The 21,528-nt window shown below is 71.2% G+C and carries 16 protein-coding genes; 7 read left to right on the forward strand and 9 right to left on the reverse strand.

All coding sequences use genetic code 11. The annotated features are described in order from the left end of the window. Window positions 1-129: 129 nt before the first annotated feature. The 7 genes from ACWEV3_RS37645 to ACWEV3_RS37675 all read right to left on the reverse strand — a co-directional run bounded on the left by ACWEV3_RS37645 (window position 130) and on the right by ACWEV3_RS37675 (window position 8,955). Complete coding sequence (locus ACWEV3_RS37645) at window positions 130-477, reverse strand: hypothetical protein (protein ID WP_452618476.1); 348 nt, start codon at window positions 475-477, stop codon at window positions 130-132. Further along, window positions 474-1,133, reverse strand: a complete 660-nt coding sequence (locus tag ACWEV3_RS37650) for a hypothetical protein (protein WP_452618477.1) — start codon at window positions 1,131-1,133, stop codon at window positions 474-476. Before ACWEV3_RS37650 ends, ACWEV3_RS37645 begins: the two co-directional genes overlap by 4 nt. 479 nt (window positions 1,134-1,612) lie before the next feature. Continuing rightward, complete coding sequence (locus ACWEV3_RS37655; protein ID WP_452618478.1) at window positions 1,613-2,197, reverse strand: dihydrofolate reductase family protein; 585 nt, start codon at window positions 2,195-2,197, stop codon at window positions 1,613-1,615. Window positions 2,198-2,584: 387 nt separating this feature from the next. Further along, on the reverse strand, window positions 2,585-5,380 hold the full coding sequence (locus tag ACWEV3_RS37660) for a hypothetical protein (RefSeq protein WP_452618479.1): 2,796 nt from the start codon (window positions 5,378-5,380) through the stop codon (window positions 2,585-2,587). Between the two features lie 136 nt (window positions 5,381-5,516). Further along, window positions 5,517-7,391, reverse strand: coding sequence for an HSP90 family protein (locus ACWEV3_RS37665; RefSeq protein ID WP_452618480.1), 1,875 nt, complete (start codon window positions 7,389-7,391; stop codon window positions 5,517-5,519). 473 nt (window positions 7,392-7,864) lie between these two features. After that, window positions 7,865-8,320, reverse strand: a complete 456-nt coding sequence (locus ACWEV3_RS37670; RefSeq protein ID WP_452618481.1) for a PaaI family thioesterase — start codon at window positions 8,318-8,320, stop codon at window positions 7,865-7,867. 26 nt (window positions 8,321-8,346) lie between these two features. Continuing rightward, on the reverse strand, window positions 8,347-8,955 hold the full coding sequence (locus tag ACWEV3_RS37675; RefSeq protein WP_452618482.1) for a TetR/AcrR family transcriptional regulator: 609 nt from the start codon (window positions 8,953-8,955) through the stop codon (window positions 8,347-8,349). Between the two features lie 204 nt (window positions 8,956-9,159). On the opposite strand from ACWEV3_RS37675, the gene ACWEV3_RS37680 reads away from it, so the two are divergent. The 4 genes from ACWEV3_RS37680 to ACWEV3_RS37695 all read left to right on the forward strand — a co-directional run bounded on the left by ACWEV3_RS37680 (window position 9,160) and on the right by ACWEV3_RS37695 (window position 13,575). After that, on the forward strand, window positions 9,160-10,179 hold the full coding sequence (locus ACWEV3_RS37680; RefSeq protein ID WP_452618483.1) for a DNA-binding response regulator: 1,020 nt from the start codon (window positions 9,160-9,162) through the stop codon (window positions 10,177-10,179). A gap of 108 nt (window positions 10,180-10,287) precedes the next feature. Continuing rightward, window positions 10,288-10,602 carry a hypothetical protein gene (locus ACWEV3_RS37685; RefSeq protein WP_452618484.1) on the forward strand — a complete coding sequence of 105 codons (315 nt, stop codon included), beginning with the start codon at window positions 10,288-10,290 and terminating at the stop codon, window positions 10,600-10,602. Then, entirely contained in the window at window positions 10,599-12,182 is a 1,584-nt protein-coding gene (locus ACWEV3_RS37690; RefSeq protein WP_452618485.1) for an alpha/beta hydrolase, read from the forward strand. The genes ACWEV3_RS37685 and ACWEV3_RS37690 overlap by 4 nt, the downstream gene beginning before the upstream one ends. 190 nt (window positions 12,183-12,372) lie before the next feature. Beyond that, complete coding sequence (locus ACWEV3_RS37695; protein WP_452618486.1) at window positions 12,373-13,575, forward strand: MFS transporter; 1,203 nt, start codon at window positions 12,373-12,375, stop codon at window positions 13,573-13,575. Window positions 13,576-13,843: 268 nt separating this feature from the next. On the opposite strand, the gene ACWEV3_RS37700 is transcribed toward ACWEV3_RS37695, so the two are convergent. Both ACWEV3_RS37700 and ACWEV3_RS37705 read right to left on the reverse strand, forming a co-directional pair. Next, window positions 13,844-14,527 carry a response regulator gene (locus ACWEV3_RS37700; protein WP_452618487.1) on the reverse strand — a complete coding sequence of 228 codons (684 nt, stop codon included), beginning with the start codon at window positions 14,525-14,527 and terminating at the stop codon, window positions 13,844-13,846. Then, a complete protein-coding gene (locus ACWEV3_RS37705; RefSeq protein ID WP_452618488.1) occupies window positions 14,520-15,656 on the reverse strand; it encodes a sensor histidine kinase in 1,137 nt (378 codons plus the stop codon). Before ACWEV3_RS37705 ends, ACWEV3_RS37700 begins: the two co-directional genes overlap by 8 nt. A gap of 111 nt (window positions 15,657-15,767) precedes the next feature. Here ACWEV3_RS37705 and ACWEV3_RS37710 point away from each other — a divergent pair, with 111 nt between their 5' ends. The 3 genes from ACWEV3_RS37710 to ACWEV3_RS37720 all read left to right on the forward strand — a co-directional run bounded on the left by ACWEV3_RS37710 (window position 15,768) and on the right by ACWEV3_RS37720 (window position 21,484). After that, the gene (locus ACWEV3_RS37710) at window positions 15,768-17,198 is read left to right on the forward strand and encodes a serine hydrolase domain-containing protein (protein ID WP_452618489.1); all 1,431 of its coding nucleotides are present in this window, start codon (window positions 15,768-15,770) and stop codon (window positions 17,196-17,198) included. 316 nt (window positions 17,199-17,514) lie between these two features. Next, window positions 17,515-20,199 carry a sugar-binding protein gene (locus ACWEV3_RS37715; RefSeq protein WP_452618490.1) on the forward strand — a complete coding sequence of 895 codons (2,685 nt, stop codon included), beginning with the start codon at window positions 17,515-17,517 and terminating at the stop codon, window positions 20,197-20,199. A 163-nt stretch (window positions 20,200-20,362) separates the two neighbouring features. Beyond that, window positions 20,363-21,484 carry an ROK family transcriptional regulator gene (locus ACWEV3_RS37720; RefSeq protein WP_452618491.1) on the forward strand — a complete coding sequence of 374 codons (1,122 nt, stop codon included), beginning with the start codon at window positions 20,363-20,365 and terminating at the stop codon, window positions 21,482-21,484. Window positions 21,485-21,528 lie beyond the last annotated feature (44 nt).

A 21,528-nucleotide genomic window follows, 5' to 3' on the forward strand; every position in this document is an offset into this window, starting at 1 on the left:
GTGGCACCCGGGCCTCGACCTCACCGGCAAGCGGGTCGCCGTCATCGGCGCCGGTTGCACCGCGGCCCAGATCGTCGACGCGATCGCCAAGTCCCAAGCGTTGAAGCGGTGGCAACAGCCGACGAATGCCTAGCCACGCATCAAGGAATCCTTGACCGCAACCGCAGGAAACACCCTGACGTCAAGCTCACCAGAAAGTTCGACGGAATCAAACTCGACAATAAAATGTGTCTCGCCACGCTCAGACCTGATCGAAAGCGAAGTGGCCGTTTCTCTGAAAAATTCCCACAGCACGTCGTTACCCTGGCTCCATTCGAACCGGATCGACTTCTCATGCGTGTCATAGCTCAGCGCTAGATCGCCATTTTCTGCTGTGATCGTAATCGAACGAATCCAAGGCTCTTCCAAAGGCTGCGGAGATTCACCGAATTCGTTCAGAAATTCTTGTTCGCCAGGGACGTTGAGCACGTCGGTCATTTTTTGCCCCTCCTGGGGATGATCGTAGTGAGCCGCAATCCTTGCGGAGTAACCTGCCACGCAGTTTCTAGCTGAAGGAACCCGCCAGGGCCAGCAAAGAGCGAGTCTCGGATCTGATACGTGCCATATTCGTCTGTAAAGGTCCGGACAATGTTCTCATCTGATCTTACTACTTGCTCCAAGTGCCGCTTCAGTGCAGCATGGCCGTCTGGCGTGTCGAATATTCGAATACGGTTCAGTTCGTTGATCAGCTGCTTCGACCGGTTTGTGTTGTGCTTATTGGATCTCACCTTGCCGAAGAAGTATTTGAATTTACCCCGATCAATGATCGCACGATTTCGCCGCCCGCTAGTCACCTTCGTTGATTTTGTAGAGTTAGTGGAACTTGTTGCGTCTGGTACCCCTAGGATTTCGGCCTTGTATTTCTCGATGCGTTTCTGTACGTCTACACATAAGCGAAGGGCGTTCCCAATTTCGATCGAAGCCTGCTGCCAGGTTTCCAGGACTTCCGCGATTTCGGGATCGTTGCTTTCAGATACGGCCGAGTATAAGACGCTCGTCGCTTCGTCAATGAGGGATGCAGCCTGATTCAACTGGACAACAGAAAGGCGCTCTACAGCGAGGTCTAGGTTTCGTGCGATGTCGTCAACCGACATGCCCACCTTCTACGCTAGTCTGCTAACCCTCGGATGATAGCGATCATTGCGACAGCCACAGTGGCAGCCCAGCAGAAATCCAATCGCCGCCTGGTGGCAGCACACCGAGACGACACGGAACCGGGGCAGACCAGCCGCAAGGGGCGCAACGGCGGCCACACGACAGACCAGTAGCACAGCCACCAGCAGCAGCAAACCCCCGCCCAACGAACCGCAGCCGCAACCTTTCCCAGCCACCGTGACACATCGTGACCACGCCGCCACGCGGCAGCAGCGAACCGAAACACCAACGAACCGACGACACCGCCAACCCCAGCCACAACCATCCACACTCACCATGACCACCGCCACAAGGCAGCCCGGTCACAGCAAGTCACGAACTCGTGCAGGTGACGGCAATTTTTTGGACGCATGTGCGGGTTCCCGACGTTTGATCACCCTCTACGCCCTAACCCATTTCGCGCGAAATTGCCCGCCTGTCAGGTGCCGGGCGAGCCTTGCTCCGCCGCAGCGGTGGGGCGGTACCGCACGTCGATGGCCGATGCCGGGTCGCTCGCGCCGACGCGGTGGAGCCGGATCGGCGCGCCGCCCGGGTTGTCGTACAGCCGGATGCCGTCGCCGAGCAGGACCGGCGCGATGTGCAGGTCGATCTCGTCGATCAGCCCCAGTTCGAGGAGCTGGCGGCCGATGTCGGCCGAGAAGATCTCGAGGTTCTTGCCGCCGGCCGCCTCCAGGCCGATCCGCACCGCCTCGGCCGGACCGCAGTTCAGGAACGTGACCCCGTCGGTGGGCGTGGCGTCCTCGGGGTGGTGGGTGAGCACGAAGACCGGTCCGCTCCAGGCGCCGCCGTAGATGCCGCCAGGGTCCGGGTAGCGGTCCCAGCCGTCCCGGCCGCCCAGCACGGCGCCGGTGGTCGTGGCGTACTCGCCGGCCAGGCCATCGCGGGACGATACGCCGGCCATCCAGTCCATCCCGTGGTCCGGTCCCGCCACGAAGCCGTCCAGCGACATCGTGAAGTGCCAGAGCACCTTTCCGCCCGCGACCTGCGGTTCGATGTCGCCCATTCGTCGCCTCCACGGTCTGATTGCAGTCTGCAATCGGTGTGTTCCCAAGTTAGGGCACCCGATAGCAGGCCGCAACCGGTCCGTGGCGGTGGGTTGAGGGCACTGATGATCACGAAATCTGTTTCGTCCGAGGGCAGGAAGCGCACCTGCAGGATCTTGCCCGGCTGCATCTGGTCGACCACCTTCGGGAGCACCGGCCGGTCCTGCCGGATGTCGAAGGTGCCGCCGTCGGGGCGGGTGATGCGCACCGCCAGGTCGAGCACGCTCTTGCCGTCGCGGATCTCGCCGGTCGGCGCATTCCTGTGGGCGCAGGACGGTTCCGGCCTCCGACCGTTCTATGTGGACAGAGGTGGTGCCGGGACGGCCGCCCGCCCCGGCACCGGTGGATCACTCGCTCCGCCCCAGTTCCGCGAGGTATTCCGCCCGCTGTTCGGTCAGGCGCTCGACCAGGGCGGGTGCCTCGGCCCGCTCGATGGCCGAGGTGTAGCAGGCGAGCGACTCGTCCGCGCGACCCTGGCCGCGCAGGATCTGAGCGGCCAGGAACTCGCTGTTCGCGCCCGCGTTCGCGTCGCCGCTCGCGGCGTACCCGTCCGCCGCCGCCAGGGCGCACTGGACCGCCTCGTCGTGGCGCTCCGCACCGGCGAGCTCGCGCGCCTTGGAGTCGGTGGCGTCGGCCGCGAGCCACGCCTCGCCCGCGGCGTTCGCCTCGGCGATCACCGCGTCGAAGTCCGCGATGGCCGACTCGTCGCCCAGGTTCGCCTTGGCCAGCCCGCGCTCGTTGAGCATCCGCAGCGCCGACTGAACGTCCCCGGCTGCGCGCGCCCGCTCCAGCACGGCGTCGATCACCTCGATGGCCTCGTCGTCGCGGAACTGCACCAGCATCCGCGCCAGCTGCGTCGCCAGGCCCACCTGCAGCGGCAGGTGTTCGGCCTCGACGGCGTGCCCGAGCCCCCGCTGGAACGCGCCGTAGGCGACGCCCGGCTGGTCGCCGCGCAGGGCCGCGACGCCCAGGCCCAGCATGGTCTCGCCGAGGGCGACCGGCGGCGCCCCGGACTCGGACTCGCCGCGGTAGACCTCGTCGATCACCTCGATCGCCTCGTCGGCCTGGTCCGACCAGGTCAGGTACTGCCCGAGCCGGAACTTCTCGGCGAAGGCGCCGGTGATCCCGGCGGATTCGGCCTGCCGCAGCGCGAACCGCATGCGGGCCGCGGCCTCGGCGTCACGGCCCAGGTCCGAAAGCAGTTGCGCGCTCAGGCCGGCGGCGTTGAGCACCAGCCGGGCACCGCCGATGGCCACCTGCAGGGACAGCGCCTCCTCGGCCGCCTGCAGGGCCTCGTCGAGCAGGCCCCGGGTGGCCAGCGCCTGCGCCTTCATCCGCAGCCCGACCTGGCGGGTCTGCCTGCCGATCCCGGCATCCTGGAGCAGGTCGTCGATGGAGCCGACGGCCTCCTCGAACCGCTGCGACATCATCAGCAGGAATGAGCGGTGCAGCACGGCGTGGTTGCGCAGCTGCCGCTCTGCGATGGTCGGCTCCGCCACCGGCACGAGCAGGGCCGCCGCTTCCTGCGCGTCGCGCAGTGCTTCGTCGACCCGATCTTCGGTGCCGAGCACGTCCGCCCGCGTCGCGAGCAGATCGGCCAGGACGTCGCGGCCGGCGCGGGCGCGGGCGTCCTCGATCGCGGCGTCGAACGCCGGCAGGTCGGCCGCTGTCGCGGTGCCGTACAGGGCGAGGCCGATCTGGTCCTCGACGTCGGCGTAGTCGTCCCGGCCGAGCTCGCGCAGCGCCTTTCCGCGGTCGGCGAGCGCGTTCGCGGCCTGCTCGTGCCGATCCCTCGCCACCAGGGCCTGCACCGCGACGCGGTAGGCGTCGGCGGCGATCGCCCGCCCACCTGCGGTGAGAGCGCGCTCGACGGCGTCCATGACCCCGTCGTGATCTCCGGTCGCGGCGCGCTCACCGGCCCGCCGCAGCCAGTCCTCGGCCGTGGCCGGCTCGGTCGTGGTGACCTCGGCCGCCACGACCGGCGTGTAGGTGCTCGACTCCAGCGGCACGTCGTAGCGCTCGTCGGCGAGCGCCCGGGACCAGGCCACCTGCCGGGTGTGGAAGTCGTTGCCGTTGCGGACGTCGAACGCCGCCGCCAGCCGGTCGGCCGCCGCCCAGAACGTCGCGGCCAGGTCCGCCGCCGTCCACGGGCCGGCGTGGTCGCCCAGCAGCGGCGCCAGCGCCGGGTCGTCGGAGTGCCGCACCGGCGTCGAACCCTGGCCGGCCCGGGTGACCGCGTCCAGCAGCACGGCCGCGGCGCACGACCCGGCGAACTTCTGCCGGTCGTTCATCGGGTCCACCACCAGGTCGCGGATGTGCCGCTCCAGCAGCGCCAATCCGCGTGCCTCGTTGCCCGTGACCGCGCAGAAGACCCAGTGCCGGGCGATCATCGCGATGTTGTCCGGGTTGCCGCGCGCGGCCCGGTAGCCGCGCATGTGCGCGGCGGCGGCGTCCTCGCCGCGCCCGAGCCTCAGCAGCGGCAGCAGCGAATCGGCCTCGTTGCCCTCCGGCTCCTCGCCGCAGCTGAGCTGCTGCTCCTGGATCTCGTCGAACAGCGCCACGGCGGCCGCGTCGTCGCCGATGGTCTGCTGGTAGTCCGCGAACTCGCTGCGCGCGCAGGCCTCGCAGTGCGAGTATTCGTCCCTGGGCAGGGCTTCCAGTTCCAGGCGGAACCGCTCGGCGTCCTCCAGCCGCCCCGTCTCCACGGACGAGGAGAACAGCGACTGCACCACGCCGGAGCGGCCGACGCCGGCCTCGGTGTAGCGGCGGTCCATGTCGGCGAGCACGGCCTCCAGCTGCGCCGAGGAGAACTGCAGGCTGCCGGTCACCGTGGAGGCCATCCACTTGAAGTACCAGAGCAGGTCCCAGGAATCGGCGGCGCCGGTGAGCTCCGAGGGGAACCGGACCGGGTCCGAGTCGAACTTGCCCAGGCACCAGGCGAAGGCGGCGAGCATGCCGTCGGTGTCGCCGGTCATCTTCGCCGAGGTCACCAGGCGCATCCGCGCCGCGTAGGCGAGTTCCTCGTGCCCGGCCTCCTCGGACAGCGCGATGGCCTGGTCGAGCAGCGCGCGCTCCGGCGCGCCGTACGGCGTCCGGTCGGCCTCGTCGAGCAGGTCGGTGATGGTCTTGGCGGCGTCGCTCATGACTGGTCCGCCTCTCCGCGATTCACAGTGGTGGTTGCGTTCAGCCCGATCTCCCGTTGCGTGGTTTCTCGTGGTTGGTTCGCGTCACGGTCCCCTGAGGTGCGGTTGAGGAGGACTGAGGTTGACACAGGGCTACTCATGCCAGGTCGCTTTCGAATCCGATGGACAGGTGGACGAGATCGGTCATCGTCGTCGTGAGCAGACGGCGATCGCGGGCGGACAGCGGGCGGTGGCCGGCGAGCATCGCCTGCAGGTAGACCAGTTGCACCGAGCGGGAGAACACCGCCTCGTCGCGGACGTCCGCGAGCTGCCGGACCAGCGGGTTGGACCAGTTCAGGCACAGCCGGGCCGTCGCGTCCGCGCCCCGCACCGCCGCGTGCTTGGCCATGAACGCGTCCGCGTCGGAGACCAGACCGGCCCACAGGGTGGGGGCGACGTCGGTGGCCTTGGAGCGCTCGATGTGCCGCAGCACCTCCGGATCCGCCACGTACAGCGCGGGCAGGTCCACCGGCGCGAACATGCGCACCGCCGCCTCCGCGCCGGAGTCCGCGAGCACCGCGGTGGCGCGATCCTCCAGCGCGACAACGGATTCCCGGTCCGCCAGCGGCGGCGGGTTGAGGTTGTCCAGCTCGGCGGTGACGCTGACCCGCTCCAGCGCCAGGCCCGGGGTGAGCTCCACCAGCTGCCGCAGCAGGTCGGCGTCGAAGGCGTACCCGGCGTTCACGATGGGCGCGTCCGCCGGGATCACGGCCGCGATCTGGCGGAACTCGTCGACGGTCTCGGTGTAGCGCACCCGGGGGTTGAGGGCGGCGTAGTCGGTGACCTTCATGGTGCCCGCGCTGGTCTCGACCGTGAGCCAGGAGAACAGGATCCGGGCCAGTTCGGCGTCGTGCACGGCCAGCGCCTTCATGCCCTGCTGGTGCACGCCCATCACCTGGCCGAACAGGTGCGGGTCGGTGCGGGCCGTGCCGAGCAGCCACCGGCGCAGCTGGGCGCCCAGTTCCGTGCGGGTGTGCTCCAGGTCGTCGCCGCCCACGAACGATTCCCGGGACGCCGTCGGCTTCAGGTCGGTCGTGTCCAGCACGCACCGCACGAAGAAACCCCAGTCGGGCAGCAGGTCGTCCACCCGCTCGCTCAGCAGCATCCGGCCCAGGTACACGCGGTTCGCCTGGTTCCCGCCGGGCGGCGGCGCGTACGGCAGCACGAACGCCACGCCCCGGGTACCCGTGCCGGGCGCCTCGACGGGGAACGCGGCGAGCGGCTTCGCGCCGACGATCTCGGTGCCGAGCTCCAGCACCTGCTCGGGGTGGGCGTGCGGGTCCAGGAACACCGGCGCGCGGGTGATGGTGTCCCGGGTGCCGTCCGGCGCGGCGACCTCCACCGGGTGCGGCAGGTACTGGCCGAACCTGGTGGCCAGGGCGCGAACCCGGGCCGCGGCGAGCATCTCGGCCTCGTCCGGGCGCGGGGTAAGGCGCACCGTGGTGCCGACCGGCAGCGCGTCGGTCTGGTCCTCGGGCAGCTCGCGGACGTGGAAGGTGCCCTCCGCGCGCCCGACCCATTCGATGGCGCGGCCGCCGCGCGCGGACCGGCTGAGCACGGTGATGTGGTCGGACACCATGAAGCAGGAGAGCAGGCCGATGCCGAACTGGCCGAGGTAGTCCTCCCGGCGCAGGTTCAGCACCTCGTCGCGCTTCGAGGAGCGGCCCACGGTGGCGAGCAGGTCGGTGGCCTCGGCCGCGGTCAGCCCGATCCCGTTGTCGGTGAAGGTGAAGTCGGGCCGGCCCGCGGCGGCGGGCGTGATCCGCATCCGCCCCTCGGGGGCCGCCGGGTCCAGCCGCCGGCGGGCCTCGATCGCGTCGCGCCCGTTCTGCAGCAGCTCCCGCAGGAACACCTGCGGGCTGGTGTAGATGTGCCTGCTGAGCAGGTCCACCACGCCGCGCAGGTCCACCTGGAACGGGCGCGCGGATACCTGCTCCGCCGGGTTCCCGGGCTCGGGTGCGGTGGTGGGCATGGCGGAACTTCCTTTCGCGGTGCGCCCGCTGGTGGGGCGCGGGTTCGGGCCGCGTGGTGGCGGCGGGACCGTGCCGGAGGTTGCGATCGGAGCGAGTGCGGAAGCCCGACCGCGGCCGGGTCTCCGTTGGCGGGAGGGAAAGCCGATGCGCTGGGCCGCTTCGCAGCCCCGGCGGCCTCGCCCGGTTCAGATATACCACCTGCCACCGACGATTCCGACGCTCGGTCGCGCTCGGCAGTGGTGATCTGGACCATTCGGCCGCACGGAATCCTTGCGGTGTGGGCAGAAATACCCACACACGGAACCGGTGGCCACTCGCCGCGCTGGCGGCGGATTTCTCGGAGTCCTCTTCGGACCCCGGTGGCGGAGCGTCAGGATCGTCCTGCGCGGACGGCGAAATCGAGCACGAACAGTTCACCTTCCGTCCGGGGATCGGTCGCGAAATCCACACCGGACTCGTGCGATCCGGGCGGTCAGCCAGAGGGCTGGAGGATCAGGCAGGTCGTCGTGGCGTGCGCCATCAGCTTCCCGTGCTCGTCAAGCACTTTTCCCTCGGCCGTTGCCGTGCTGCGGCCGGCGTGGATGACGTTGCCCTCGGCGGTGAGGGTGCGTCCGTCGGTGCGCGCGGCGCGGATGTAGTTCACCTTGAGTTCGAGGGTGGTGTAGCCGACGCCGGCCGGGAGCGTGGTGTGCACCGCGCAGGCCATCGCCGAGTCGAGCAGGGTCGCCGCGATGCCGCCGTGCACGGTGCCCAGCGGGTTGGCGAAGTCCGGGCGGGTTTCCAGCGAGATGACGATCCGGCCGTGTTCCACCTCGTCGAACCGCATGCCGAGCAGCCGGCCGATCGACGGGATGTCGTCGGTGCGCTCGGACTGCACCCAGCGCATCAGTTCGAGGCCGGACATGGTGGCGAGGTCTGCGGTGGACACGGGAAGCTCCTTGCCGTTGCTGATGATCAGGCCGTTCCTCGGGACCGGCCGGTGGTCTCCTGCAGGGTGCGGGACAGCAGTTCGTGGATCTCGACCGCGGCCGCTTCCATCGGCGCGGCGCTCTTCTCCGCCTTGCACATGACCACCGCGCCTTCGGCGGCGGCGATGACGAAGGCGGCCAGCCGCTTCCCGCGTTCTTCGGGCAGGCCGTGCCGGCGGAACAAGGCGGTCAGCGCCTCCTGCCAGCGGGTGAAGACCGCGCCCGCCGAGCTCGCGAGCTGCGGCGCGTCGTCGTTGGTCTCCACGGCCACCGCCACGATCGGGCAGCCGGCCCGGAAGTCGCTGGCCACGATCCGGTCGCGCCACAGCGCGAAGAAGGCGTCGATCACCACCACGGGATCGTCGGCCTGCGCGGCGGTCTCGATCAGGCCGGTGATCGACTCGCCGGCGAGCGTCACCGCTTCGTCGACGAGCTGCGTCCGCCCGCCGGGGAAGTGGTGGTAGACCGAGCCGCGAGGGGCGCCGCTGTGCGCGAGGACCCGGTCGATGGTGGTGGCGGTGGCCCCGTGCTCCCGCAGCAGCGCCTCGGTGCTGGTGAGCATCCGCTCGCGGCTGTCGCTCCTGCGCGGGCTCACGCGGCCACCGTCCCGGCGCCCGCGGTGGATGGGCCGTTGGTCATGCCGAGCGCCTCCCGCACGCCGAAGAAGCTTCCGTTCGGTAATTTATGACAGGTGACATAGTACATGCGAACGGGTGAACGGCGGTGTCCCCGAGGGGGTTCGGCCTGCCTTGTATGATCCCGATCTTGTTCTGGGGCGGGGCGACGGCTGGGGATTCTTATGCTGCAGGGTCTGGGCATCAGCGAGCCGGGAGAGCAGGTATACCGGCTGCTGCTGACCGGGTCCGCTGCCGAGCCCGGAGTTGCCGGGGCCCGGCTCGGCCTGGCGCCCGACGAGGTGGCAACCGCGCTCGCCGAGCTCCGGGCGAGCGGGCTGGTGGAGGAGTACGACGACGGCACCGGCTCGATCCGCCCGGTTCACCCCAACATCGCCTTCGGGCCGCTGCTCGCCCGCGCCCGGGTGGCGCTGCGCGCCGAGCAGCAACGCGTCGAGCTGGCCGCGGCGACGGTGGAGGAACTTTCGGCACTGCAGCCGCAGGGAATCGCCGTGGGCTCGCCCGAGGTCGAGCTCAACCGCGGGCCCGCAGCGGCCTTCAGCTGCCTGGAGCGCATCGCGGCGACCGCGCGCGAGGATGTGCTGGTGCTGGCGGCATCCGGGCCGGCTCCCGGCGTGCCGGATCCGACGGACTACCGCCCGGTCGTGCAGCTGGCGGTGTCGCTGGCCGAACGCGGCGTCCGGCTGCGGGTGATCATGCTGGACAGCATCAACTACCTGACGCCGCTGGTCGAAGGCGCGCGGCGGATGCAGCAGGCCGGCGTGGAGGTCCGGATGAGCCCGACGCTGCCGGTCTGGACGATCATCGTCGACCACGAGTACGTGGTGACCGCCCTCGACATCGCCGACCACGACCGCGGGAGCATGCTGGTGCGGACTCCCGGCGCGGTGGCCGCCGCCGCCGACCTGTTCGGCCGGTGCTGGCGGGCGGCCGCGCCGCTCGGCGAGGCCGGGCCCGAGCCCGCCATCGGGCCGCTGACGACCGCACAGCACCAGCTGCTGGTGATGGTCGTCAACGGCAGCAAGGACGAGGCGGTCGCGCGCCGCTTCAGCGTTTCCACCCGCACGGTGCGCCGGATGATCGCGGACCTGTACGAGGTCGCCGGGGTGTCCGGCCGCATCCAGCTCGCCTTCCGCGCGGCCAAGCTCGGCTGGCTCGACGGTTCCGAGCTCGACCGGCTGTGAGGCGGTGCCTGTCCGGCGGCGGACATGGCCGCACGCGGACGGATCGGCACCACCCGGCACCGCCGTCCCACCTGCACGGCCACCACGAAAATGACGGAGGTGCAGGCGATGTCGTTCACGATCCGCCCGGACGAGCTGTGGAAAGCGGCCGGGCAGGCGAACTCGGCAGCGGAGCAGGTGCGAGGAGTCGCGTTGCGGACGGGCCCGGAGCAGATCGCTCGCGCACTGCCCGGAGCAGCAGCGTCCTCGGCGGCCGCGGCGCTGGCGGGGGACTGGAATGCCGAGATCGAGCAGTGGGCGCGGGCGGTCGGCGACTACGGGCAGAACCTGGACGCGTGCGCCGCCCAATACCTGACGGGCGACAACAGCGTCGCCGAGGAGTTCACCGCGATCCGGCTTTCGGCCTTCGGAGGTCTCCGATGAGCATCACGATCGGAACCATCCGGAAGTGGGAACCCGGCGCGCTGGACGAAGCGGTGCAGACGCTGCTCAAGCACCGCGACGCGTTGATCGCGCTCGACGACGAGGTCACCGGATGCAAGCCGCCGGCGAGCTGGCGAGGGGCGGCCGCGGCCGCGGCGGCTCCCGCCCACGCCAGGATCGCCGCCTCGGCGCGGCGGCTGACCGCCGAAGTCGCTGCGGTCCGGACGGCGGTCGCGGACGCCGCGGATTCCGTCGAGGCGCTGCGGAAATCCCTGGCGGAGGCGGAGAACCTGGCCGGGTCCAACGGATTCACCATCGCCGACAGCGGGGCCGTCGAAGACACCGATCCGCCGCGGAACGTGCCGGCCGGCGAACTCGACGCGGTCAAGGCGGAACGCCGGGCCGTGCAGCTGGAACTGGTCGAACGGGTCCGGGAGCTGGTGCGGCGCGGTGGCCTCATCGATGCCGGGCTCGCGAAGGTGCTCGGCATCGCCCGAGGCGACGAGTTGCAGCCCGCCGGCACGCTGATGCAGGCCGCGGAGGCCGGAGCGAAGGCGGGCGACCTGCCGATCACGCCACCGCCCAACGGCAAGCCCGGCGCGAACGCCGCGTGGTGGGAATCGCTGCCGGAGGCGGACAAGAAGGCCGTGCTCAAGAACCACCCGGCCTGGATCGGCAACCTCGACGGAGTGCCCGCCGCGTTCCGCGACCAGGCGAACCGGGCCAGGCTCAAAGCACTCCGCGCCTCGGTGCAGGAGGAACTCGACGGCACCCTCACCGACGAGCTCTCCACGTCGTGGGTCTACACCGACGCGGAGAAGAAGATGGCGGCGATCCACGCGATCGACAAGCAACTCGCGCAGGGCGACCGGCAGCTCCTGCTGCTGGACATGTCGGAGGAGTGGCCGAAGGCCGCCGTCGCCACGGGAAACGTGGACACGGCCGATCACGTCGCGGTGCAGGTCCCCGGGATGAACTCGACGGTCGGCGGCACCCTGGAGCTCAAGCAGGACGAGATGACCCGGCTGCACGAGGAGGGCAAGTCGGTGGCCGGCGTGACCTGGATCGGGTACGACTCGCCGAACATGCCGGAGTCGCTCGTCAACGGCCAAGCGAAAGAGGGCGCCGCCGACCTGGCCCGCTTCTTCCAAGGCATCAACGCCTCCCGGGACCACGACCCGCACCTGACCGCGCTCGGCCACTCCTACGGGGCGGTGACCACGGAGGCGGCCCTGAAGAACGAGGGGACCGGCGTGGACCACACCGTCCTGTTCGGCGGCCCCGGGCACGTAGTCGACCACGTGTCGGAGCTCAAGGTGCCCGCCGGCTCGGTCTACACCCTCAGCGCGGACGCGACCGTCTCCCTGCACGGCAAGTCCGACTTCAACAACGACATCGTCGAAGCCATGGGGAGCATCTTCCGCACCGGGGAGCTCGACGGCGCGACGGAACTGTCCACCGACGCCCGGGGCAAGAACCAGCCGACCAATGGACACTCGGCCTATCTCGACGCGGGCACGACGAGCTACGAGAACATCAAGAAGATCGTGACTGGAGAACAGGACGACGTGGTCGAATGAGCTACCTGGCCGAGCGCGGTGACCGTATTCGTTCCCGGGCGGTTCCGCCGCCTTCGCCCGGACCGGCCCGATGCGGCCGCAGGGCCGGACGGTGGGCGTCGCTGAAGCGGGCACCTCTGCCGGATTCCAGGGGCGTGGCGGTCGAGGTCTCGCCGTGCGGTGTGCCCGGGACTCCGGTCGGTGGTGCGCTGTGAACGCCGATAAGACGTTGAGCAGCGAGCGGACTCCGGTTGGTGCGGTGCTGCGTTCTCGTCATGTTCCGCGCCTGCTGTCGGCTTCGCTGATCGGTCGGCTGCCGACCGGCATGGCGCCGCTGGCGATCCTGCTCACCGTTCGCGACGGCGGCGGCGACTACCGCTTGGCGGGCTTCCTGATCGCGCTCTACGCGGCGAGCGCCGCGGTGTGCGGGCCGGTGATGGGCCGGCTGATCGACCGGACGCGCCAGGCCCCGGCGCTGTTGGTGAGCGCGTCGGTGTCGGCCGCCGCGCTCCTGCTGCTGGCCTTCGCGGATCCGGTGCGCAGCCCGGCGATCGGCGCGATCGCGGCCGTCATCGCCGGCGCGGCGACGCCGCAGCTCGAACCGTGCCTGCGGGTGCTGTGGGAGCACGTGGTGGCCGGCGAGCGGAACGTCCGGGCCGCGTTCTCGCTGGACGCGGCGACCCAGGAGCTCATCTTCGTCACCGGCCCGCTGGTGGTGCTCGGCGCGATCGCCGCCGCGGGCCCCGCCGCGGGTCTGGTTTCCGCCGCGGTGCTGGGCTTTTCCGGTGCCGTCTGGTTCGCGACCGCCCGCCCGGCCCGGGCGTGGCGCGGCACGCGGGTGGAACGCCACTGGGCCGGGCCGCTGCGCGGTGCGGGAGTGCTCCGGCTCTTCGCGGTGCTGGTCTGCGTGGGGGCCACGATCGGCGTTTTCACCGTCGGCATCACCGGATACGCCGAGGCTGGGGGAAGTTCCGCCCACGCGGGCTGGCTGATCGCGCTGAACGCGGCGGGAGCGCTGGCGGGCGGGATCGGGTACACGGCCGTGCGCGCGGCGCACCGCGAAGACCGCCGGCTGCTCGTGCTGCTGGCGTTGCTCGCCGCGGGCTACCTGCCGCTGGTGCTCACGCCCGGCATCGCGCTGATGTTCCCGCTGGCCTTCCTCAGCGGATGCGCGCTGCCCGCAGTGCTGGCGTCGGCGTTCGCGCTCATCGCCAGGATGGCGCCGGACGGGACGCTGACGGAGGCGCACGCCTGGATGATCACCTCGTTCGGGGTCGGCAACGCGATCGGTTCGGCGCTGGCCGGGACGCTGCTCGACCTGGCCTCCGCCCGGTCCGCGTTCGTGCTGGCCACAGCCACCGCGGCGGCGTCGGCGCTGATGGCCGTCCCCCGGTTGATCCGCAATTTCCATTGAAATGAGCCTTTTTCATCCTGGTCGGCCCGCAGCCGCGGGTCGCAGAGCTGCACGTCGATGGGCTGTCGCATGCGCCGAAGGCGCATAGCCCACCTACGACGCCGGCACCGCCGCGGGTTCTCAGAGGCTTCCTGGCGAGGACGGCCCCTCCGCCGTGTATTGGGCATACATCAGGAGGGGCCCCCACAGTCCAGGGAGCCTCTGAGGTTCCGCTACCCGCACCGCCACGCAGAACGAGGTTGGAAAAACCTCAATTGAACCTTCGATTTCAATGGAAATTGCGGCCGTTCCAAGGCCGGTCGGGCAGGCCGGACTCGTAGCCGGCGATCACCAGCTGGGCCCTGTCCCGCGCGGCCAGCTTGGTCATCAACCGTCCGATGTGGGTCTTGACCGTGCTGCGACTGAGGTGCAGGTGCTGCTCGATCTCGGTGTTGGACAGCCCGCGCGTGATCAGCGCCAGCACCTCCAGCTCCCGCTGCGTGATCCCGCTGAGCTCGCGGCGGGGCCGGGCCCGCGGTGCCGGACCGCGGGTGAACTCGGCGATCAGCCGCCGGGTGACGCTCGGGGCGAGCAGCGCTTCGCCGGCGGCGATCACCCGGATCGCGTCGAGCAGCTGGTTGGGCCGGATGTCCTTGAGCAGGAAGCCGCCGGCGCCGGCGTGCAGCGCCCGGTACACGTAGTCGTCGAGGTCGAACGTGGTGAGGACCAGCACTTTCGGCGCCTGCGGCAGCGCGGTGATCCGCGCGGTGGCGTCGATCCCGTCCAGCTCGGGCATCCGGACGTCCATCACGACGACGTCGGCCGCCCGCTCCGCCGCCAGTTCCACGGCGGCGGATCCGGTGGCCGCCTCGCCCACCACGACCATCCCCGGGGTGGCGTCGATCAGCAGGCGGAGGGTGCTCCGGAACAGCGCTTCGTCGTCGGCCAGGAGCACGCGCAGCTGCTCACCCATCGGCCGCCTCGAACGGAAGCCGGGCACGCACCGCGAACCCGCCGCCGGGCTCGGGGCCGATGTCGATCGTCCCGCCGTGCAACGCGACTCGTTCGCGCATCCCGAGCAGGCCCTGGCCGGGCGGCCCCGGCCGCTCGGGCGGCTTCCCGTCGTCGACGACGGACACGGTCAGGACACCGGCTTCGGTGCTGAGGCAGAGCCGGCAGCCGGTCGCCCCGGCGTGGCGGAGCACGTTCGTGAGCGCTTCCTGCGCGATGCGGTACGCCGACGCCCGCACCGCCATCGGCACGTCCGCCAGGCCGGATTCGTCGAACTCGACCGCGACACCGGCGGCCCGGACATTGGCGACCAGGCCGTCGAATCCGGAATCCGGCGATGCCTCGGCCGGATCGCGCAGCGCGCCCAGGACGGCGCGGACGTCGGCCAGCGCGCCGCGGCTGACCCGCTCGATGGTCGCGAGCGCGGCCCGGCCCTCGTCGGGGTGGCTGTCCACCAGGTGGTTGGCGACCGCCGCTTTCATCGCGATCAGGCTGAGGTTGTGCCCGACGACGTCGTGCACGTCCCTGGCGATGCGCAGCCTTTCCTCGACCGCCGCCTGCCGGGCGCGGAGCTCGGCGAGCTGGGCGGCTTGGCCGCAACGCGCTCGCACCGTCCGCGCGAGAACCCAGGTGCCGGTCAGAACGACCGCGCTGTAACCGAACACGCTCGCCGGAGTGGTCGCGAAGGACTCCGCGTTCTCCGGCACCGCGGCGAGCGGCAGGCCCGGAACCAGGACCACCGCCAGCCCGGCGACGGCGACCCCGGCCAGCGCAACCGCCAGGAACCCCCAGGAGGGGAGTGCAGGGCTGGACAGCCCGACCGGGTAGAGACCGAAGGCGATCGCCAGGACCCCGACGTCGTTCGCGGTCCCGGTGGCGATCGCGGTCATGCCGGCCACGAGCACGACGCCGAGAACCGCTCGCGGCCAGCGCCTGCGCACCACCAGCGGCGCGCACAGCACGACCGCCAGTGCCCATTCGAAGGGCGCGGCACCGGGCGCGAGCAGCGCCGCCACGAGCACAAGCGCGGCCGCCACCACGGCGTCGAGCGCGACCAGTCGTCGCGATGCGGCGGTCCCAGGAGCGATCACGCGACGACCATATCCGCGGGAGAACACCCCCACATCGGACCACGGTCCGATCCCGCGGTTCGGCCCCTGGTCCGATGTGGACACGACGATCCGCGGCCGACACTGCTCGGCGTGGTCATCAAAGCACTCATCGCATCCGGCGCGTTCGCCGTCGCCGCCGCGCTCGCGCCGCCAGCGGGCGCCGCCGACATCGACTCCGTCGTCGAGGAATACCTCCGGGACAGCGGCCTGCCTGGCGCGGCGGTCGCCGTCACCCGCGGCGACGAAGTGGTGCGAGCCGCCGGGTACGGCCGCACCCCGGCGGGCGAGCCGGTCACGGAGCACACGGCGATGGCCGTGGCCTCGGTGAGCAAGTCGATGACCGCGCTGGCCGTGGTGCAGCTGGCGGAGGCGGGCCGGGTGGACCTCGACGAGCCGGTGCGCAAGTACCTGCCGGAGTTCACCACGGCCGACCCGCGCGCGGGCCGCATCACCGTGCGCCAACTGCTGGACCAGACCTCCGGGCTCTCCGACTCGACCTACCCGCCCTTCAGCCGGCCGCAACCGGATTCGCTGCGCGCGGCGGTGGCCGGGATGAACTCGGCGGAGCTCACCGCCGAGCCCGGAACCCGCTGGGAGTACCACAACCCGAACTTCCAGGTCGCCGCCCGGCTGGTCGAGGTGGTCGCCGGGCAGCCCTTCGACGGCTACCTCCAGGAGCACGTCTTCGCGCCGCTGGGCATGGCGGACAGCCGCACGATCGACACGGCCGACGAGCTGCCGCCGAGCGGGCGCGGTCATCTGAAGGTGCTCGGTTCGGCCATCGCGGTGCCGGAACCGCCCGCCTTCGGCAACGGTTCCGGCGGCGTGCTCAGCTCCGCGCACGACATGGCCGCATGGCTGATCGCGCAGAACAACGGGGGCCGCGGGCCCGGCGGGGCGACCGTGGCCACGGCCTCGGCCATCGCCGCCACGCACACCCCGTCGTCGGAGGTCTCCGGCGACTACGCCCTCGGCTGGTCGGTGGGCACGACCGGCTCCGGAGCGCCGGTCGTCGCGCACAGCGGCGACCTGTTCACCGCCACCGCCTACCAGGCGCTGCTGCCGGCTTCCGGGTACGGGATCGCGGTCATGGCCAACACCGGGCTCGCCCACGGCGACGCCAAGGCGATCGCGGATAGACTCATCGCCCTGGTGGAGGGCACCCCCGCGCCTGAGCACAACGATCCGCTCGTGGTGGCCGACATCGTGTTCCTGGTGCTGACCGCGGGTGCCGTGCTGCTCGCGACCCGCGGCGTGCTGCGTTCGCGGCGGTGGGCGGCGAAACGGTCGAGCGCGGTTCGCGCCGCATTCCGCCTGCTGCCGCTGGCGATTCCGCTGCTGGCCTTCGCGTTCGTCCACCGGGTGGTCAGCGCGCTCTACCGGGGCCGGGACGTCGCCTGGGTCCAGGTGCCGTACCTGTACCCGACGTTCATGCTGCTGCTCGCGACTGCGGCCGCCGGAAGCATCGTGGTGCTATCGGTGCGGATCGTGCGCTTCATGCAGGTCACTCGTGGCAGGTGAACCCGAGTGTCCCTCGTGGACATTCACAGGGGTGGCCCGGCCGGGATCGCCGCTTGCGAGTGTCCTCTCACGCCGGGAGGGATCCTCCAGGCGTGATAGAGGAAGCGGCCCGCGATTTCCGGGCGCCTGTTGACTTTCCCTTTTCCTTCTTCCTAGCATTCCTCGATCCCCCGGTCCCGAGGATGTGGTGATGCGGTCGAATCCGGCCGAAAAGCGCGTGGTCGGGGGATTTTCGGGGAACTTAGTTTCTGTTGCGGGAGATCTTTTCCGGCGCGGGAGTTCCTTTTTATCTCGTCCCACTTTTCGTGGAGGAAGAATGCGGAAGTATCCGGCGATCGCTGCCGCGGTCGCGGTGTTCGCCTTCGGTTCGGGAGCGGTCGCGGACGCCGTGCCGCGCCCGGCCGACCCGGTGGAACTCGACGTGCTGTTCATCGGCGCGCACCCCGACGACGAGGCAGGCACGCTGTCCACGCTCGGCCAGTGGAGCGAGCAGCACGGGGTCAAGGCCGGTGTCATCACGACGACCCGGGGAGAGGGCGGGGGCAATGCCGTCGGCTTCGAAGAAGGCCCGCCGCTGGGCCTGATCCGGGAGGGTGAAGAGCGGCGCGCGGTCGGCAAGGCCGGCGTCGGACACGTCTACAACCTGGACAAGCTCGACTTCTTCTACACGGTCAGCGCGCCGCTGACCGAGCAGGTCTGGGACCACGAGGACACCCTCTCCCGGATCGTGCGGGTCGTTCGCGCGACCAAGCCCAAGGTGATCGTCACCATGGACCCGTCGCCGACGCCGGGGAACCACGGCAACCACCAGCAGGCGGCGCGGCTGGCCGTCGAGGCGTACCTGAAAGCCGGCGACCCGGCGGCGTTCCCGGAGCAGATCTCGGGCGAGGACCTGAACCCCTGGCGGGTGGGACGGATCTTCCAGGCGGGCGCGCGGGGCACCGCGGACCCCGGGCCGGACTGCGAGGCGTCCGGCTACCGCCCGGCCGAGCCCACCGACCGGGTGCTCGGCGTGTGGGCGGGGCATCCGTCCGCCGCCAACGGCGGGAAGCCGTGGTCCACAGTGGAGCGCGAAGCGGAGTGGGAGTACCGCACCCAGGGCTGGGCGAGCAACCCGCCCGCGCCGACGGACCCCGCGAAGATCGGCTGCGACTGGTTCACCGAGATCGACAGCCGCGCCCCCTACGGCCCGGACGCCGCCGGGGTCGCTGCCGCGCTGGACGGCGCCGTGCTGCCCGGCTCGGGCGGGCTGCCGGCGGGCACGGAGCTCGCGGTCGAGGCCGACCGCTTCGACGTCGTGCCGGGCGCGCCGTTCGAGGTGACGGTCCGCGCCAAGGCCGCAGGCCGCACCATCCCGCAGGGCCGGGTGCGGCTGGACGTGCCGGAAGGATGGCAGGTCGCCGGCTCGGGCGAGCTCGGCACGGTGCCGCCGGGTGGTGAGAAGGCGGTCCGCTTCACCGTGACGCCGTCGGCGGACGCCACGCCGAACACGCGCTCCAGGCTGGCGGCGAGGCTGGACACCGCCGACCGCGCCAGCGGGGTTTCCTCGCGCGTGGTGCGGGTCGTGCCCGCGGTGCGCGGCACCATCGAGCCGCTGGCGCAGGTCGGCCAGTTCCGGGACTGGGCCGGAAGCATCGGCGCGCCGCAGCTGGACAGCCTGAACAAGCCGGTGCTGACGCTGGGCAGCGGGCAGTCCCGCTCGGTGCGGGTCGACCTCGTCAACCACGGCGAGACCCCGGAAAGTGGCACGGTGCGGCTGAACCTGCCCGACGGCTTCCGCGCGGACGCCGCGGAGAAGGAGTACGCGGCCCTGGCACCCGGCGCCGCCGGTTCGGTGACCTTCGAGGTGACCAACACCGACCCGGGCCTGCCGACGTCCAACCGCGCTCCCAACGACGGCGACTACCCGATCACCATCGACACCACGTCGACGCGCGGGACCGGAACCGAGGCGGCGGCGCTGGAGCTGGTCCCGGTGACCACGATCCCGAAGGCGCAGTCGGCCCCGGCCGTCGACGGTGTGGCGGGCGAGGGCGAGTACACCGGCCCGGATCTGGACCTGTCCTCGCTGTGGGAAGGAACCCCGGCCCCGGCCGACGACATCTCCGGGACGGCGAAGGTGACCTTCACCGACGACGCGCTGTACTTGCTGGTGCACGTGACCGACGACGTCCTCGGCACCGTCATCGAGCCGAACGACTGCAAGCGGCACCGCCGCACGGATTCGGTGGAGATCACCATCGACCCGGCGGGCGGGTCGGAGAACACCGCCACCGCGTTCAAGTCCGGGATCTTCCCGATCACCAACGATCCCGAGCACGGCAACCCGCCGTGCTTCGAGCGGGACGCGGACAACCACCAGGGCCCGGGCCAGGAGACCGCGCCCGGCATGCAGGTGGCGTCGAAGCTCACCGAGCCCTACGGCGGTTACTCGGTCGAGGCGAAGATCCCGTTCTCGGTGCTGCCGGACGCCGTCGACCCGGCGCGCATGGGCCTGAACGTGCTGATCTACGACTCGGACACCCAGGACAAGACCACGCAGACCCGGGTCGGCTGGTCGACCTGGAAGGGCGTGCGCGGCGACCCGTACCGCTGGGGCCTGGCCGAGTTGCCCGGCTACCAGCCGCCGGCCGCCCGGCCGAAGGAGCCGGTGCTGCCGGACACCGCGGCCCGGAGCGTGGATTCGCCGCTGAGCATCCTGCAGTCCAGTGCGGACGGAGTGCCGCTGTCCGGGGCGCCGGGCCTGGCCGCGGACGCGGTGCAGATCCGCACGGTGCGCCGGGTGGACGCGACGGCAGTGGACGTCGAGCTCACCGCGAACGTCGTGGGCGTGGTCCGGCTGTTCGGCTGGGACGGCGAGCAGGCCACCGGGCAGGTGAGCCGCGAGCTGCCGAAGGGCGCGACCACGGTGCGGCTGCCCGTCGGCGCGGCTGATCGCGTGCTGTTGTCCTACGAGTCGGGTGGCGCCACGCTCGCCCGCACCGCGCCCGTCGAGGGCTGATGCGGCGGTCCTGCCGGTCCCGTCCGGCAGGACCACTCGCCACGCCCGTGCGCACTTTGTGTCGCCATGGCAACAGAAAGTGCGCACGGGGCTGCGCGGCCTTGGATCTGGCGGTGCCGCGGGCTAGACTTTCATTTCGACAGAAAGAAAGTCGAGGCGGCCCGTGACCAGAACGCTCGCCGAGGATCGGCGGACCTCACCAGGCAAGACCCCGCGCGGGCGGCGAGACGGCCGAGCGGCGGTGCTCCGGCAGCTGCGCGAGCGCCCGCTGTCCCGCACCGACCTGGCTGAGCTGACCGGGATCAGCCAGCCGGTGATCACCAGGCTGGTCCGGGACCTGCTGGCGGACGAGGCGGTGCACGAGATCGGCGCGGCCGGCTCCACCGGTGGCCGCCGCCCGGTGCTGCTGGCGATCCGGCCGCGAAGCCGCTGGGTGCTGCTGGCCCGGCTCGCCCGCGGCCGGGCGGAGCTGGCGCTGGCCGACCTCACCGGCACCGTGGTGGCGCACCGGCACGCCGCCTACGAGGGCGACCGCATGGCGCCGGCATGGCTGGTCGGCGAGCTGGTCGCGCTGTGCCGCGCGAACGGTTTGGCAGCCTCCGACGTGTGCGGCGTGGCGGTCGCGGTGCCGGGCGTGGTGGCCCCGGGCACCGGGGTCGTCGGCACCGCGCCGGACCTGGGCTGGACCGGCCCGGAGGCGCTGGGCGAGGCGCTTGCGGGCCGGTTCGGCGACTGCGTGCTGGTGGACAACGACGTCAACCTGATGCTCACCGGCGAACGCGTGCACGGCGCGGCCCGCGGCGCCGACGACGTGGTGTTGCTCTACATCGGACGGTTCATCGGGGCGAGCATCATGTTCGGCGGGCGGGTGCTGCCGGGCGCGCACGGCGCCAGCGGCGAGATCGGCCTCCTGCCCCTGCGCGAGCAGGCCGGGGACTCCACAGTGGAGCAGCGCTACGGGCTGGGCGGGCTGGCCGACGAGATCGGCACCGCGGAACCGGTGCGGGCGCTAGCCGACCGGGGCAGGCTGGACGAAGTGGTCGCGGCGTGGACCCACCTGGCGGTGGCGCTGTCGCTGGCCGTGGACCCGGCGCTGGTGCTGGTCGGCGGCGCGGCCACCGAGCTCGGCGAGCCCGGCCTGGTCGGCATCCGGTCCGAGCTGGCCCGGCGCGTGCCGGTCTGCCCGGACGTTCGCTTCGCGGAACTCGGCGACCGCGCGGTCACCCAGGGAGCGCTGGAACGAATCCGGGACCTGGTGATCGACACCGGAGCCCTCCGCGACTGACGCGCCGCAGCATCGGAACCCGCGGAACCCCTGGCGAGCCGGGC

Source organism: Saccharopolyspora sp. NPDC003752 (assembly GCF_053605825.1).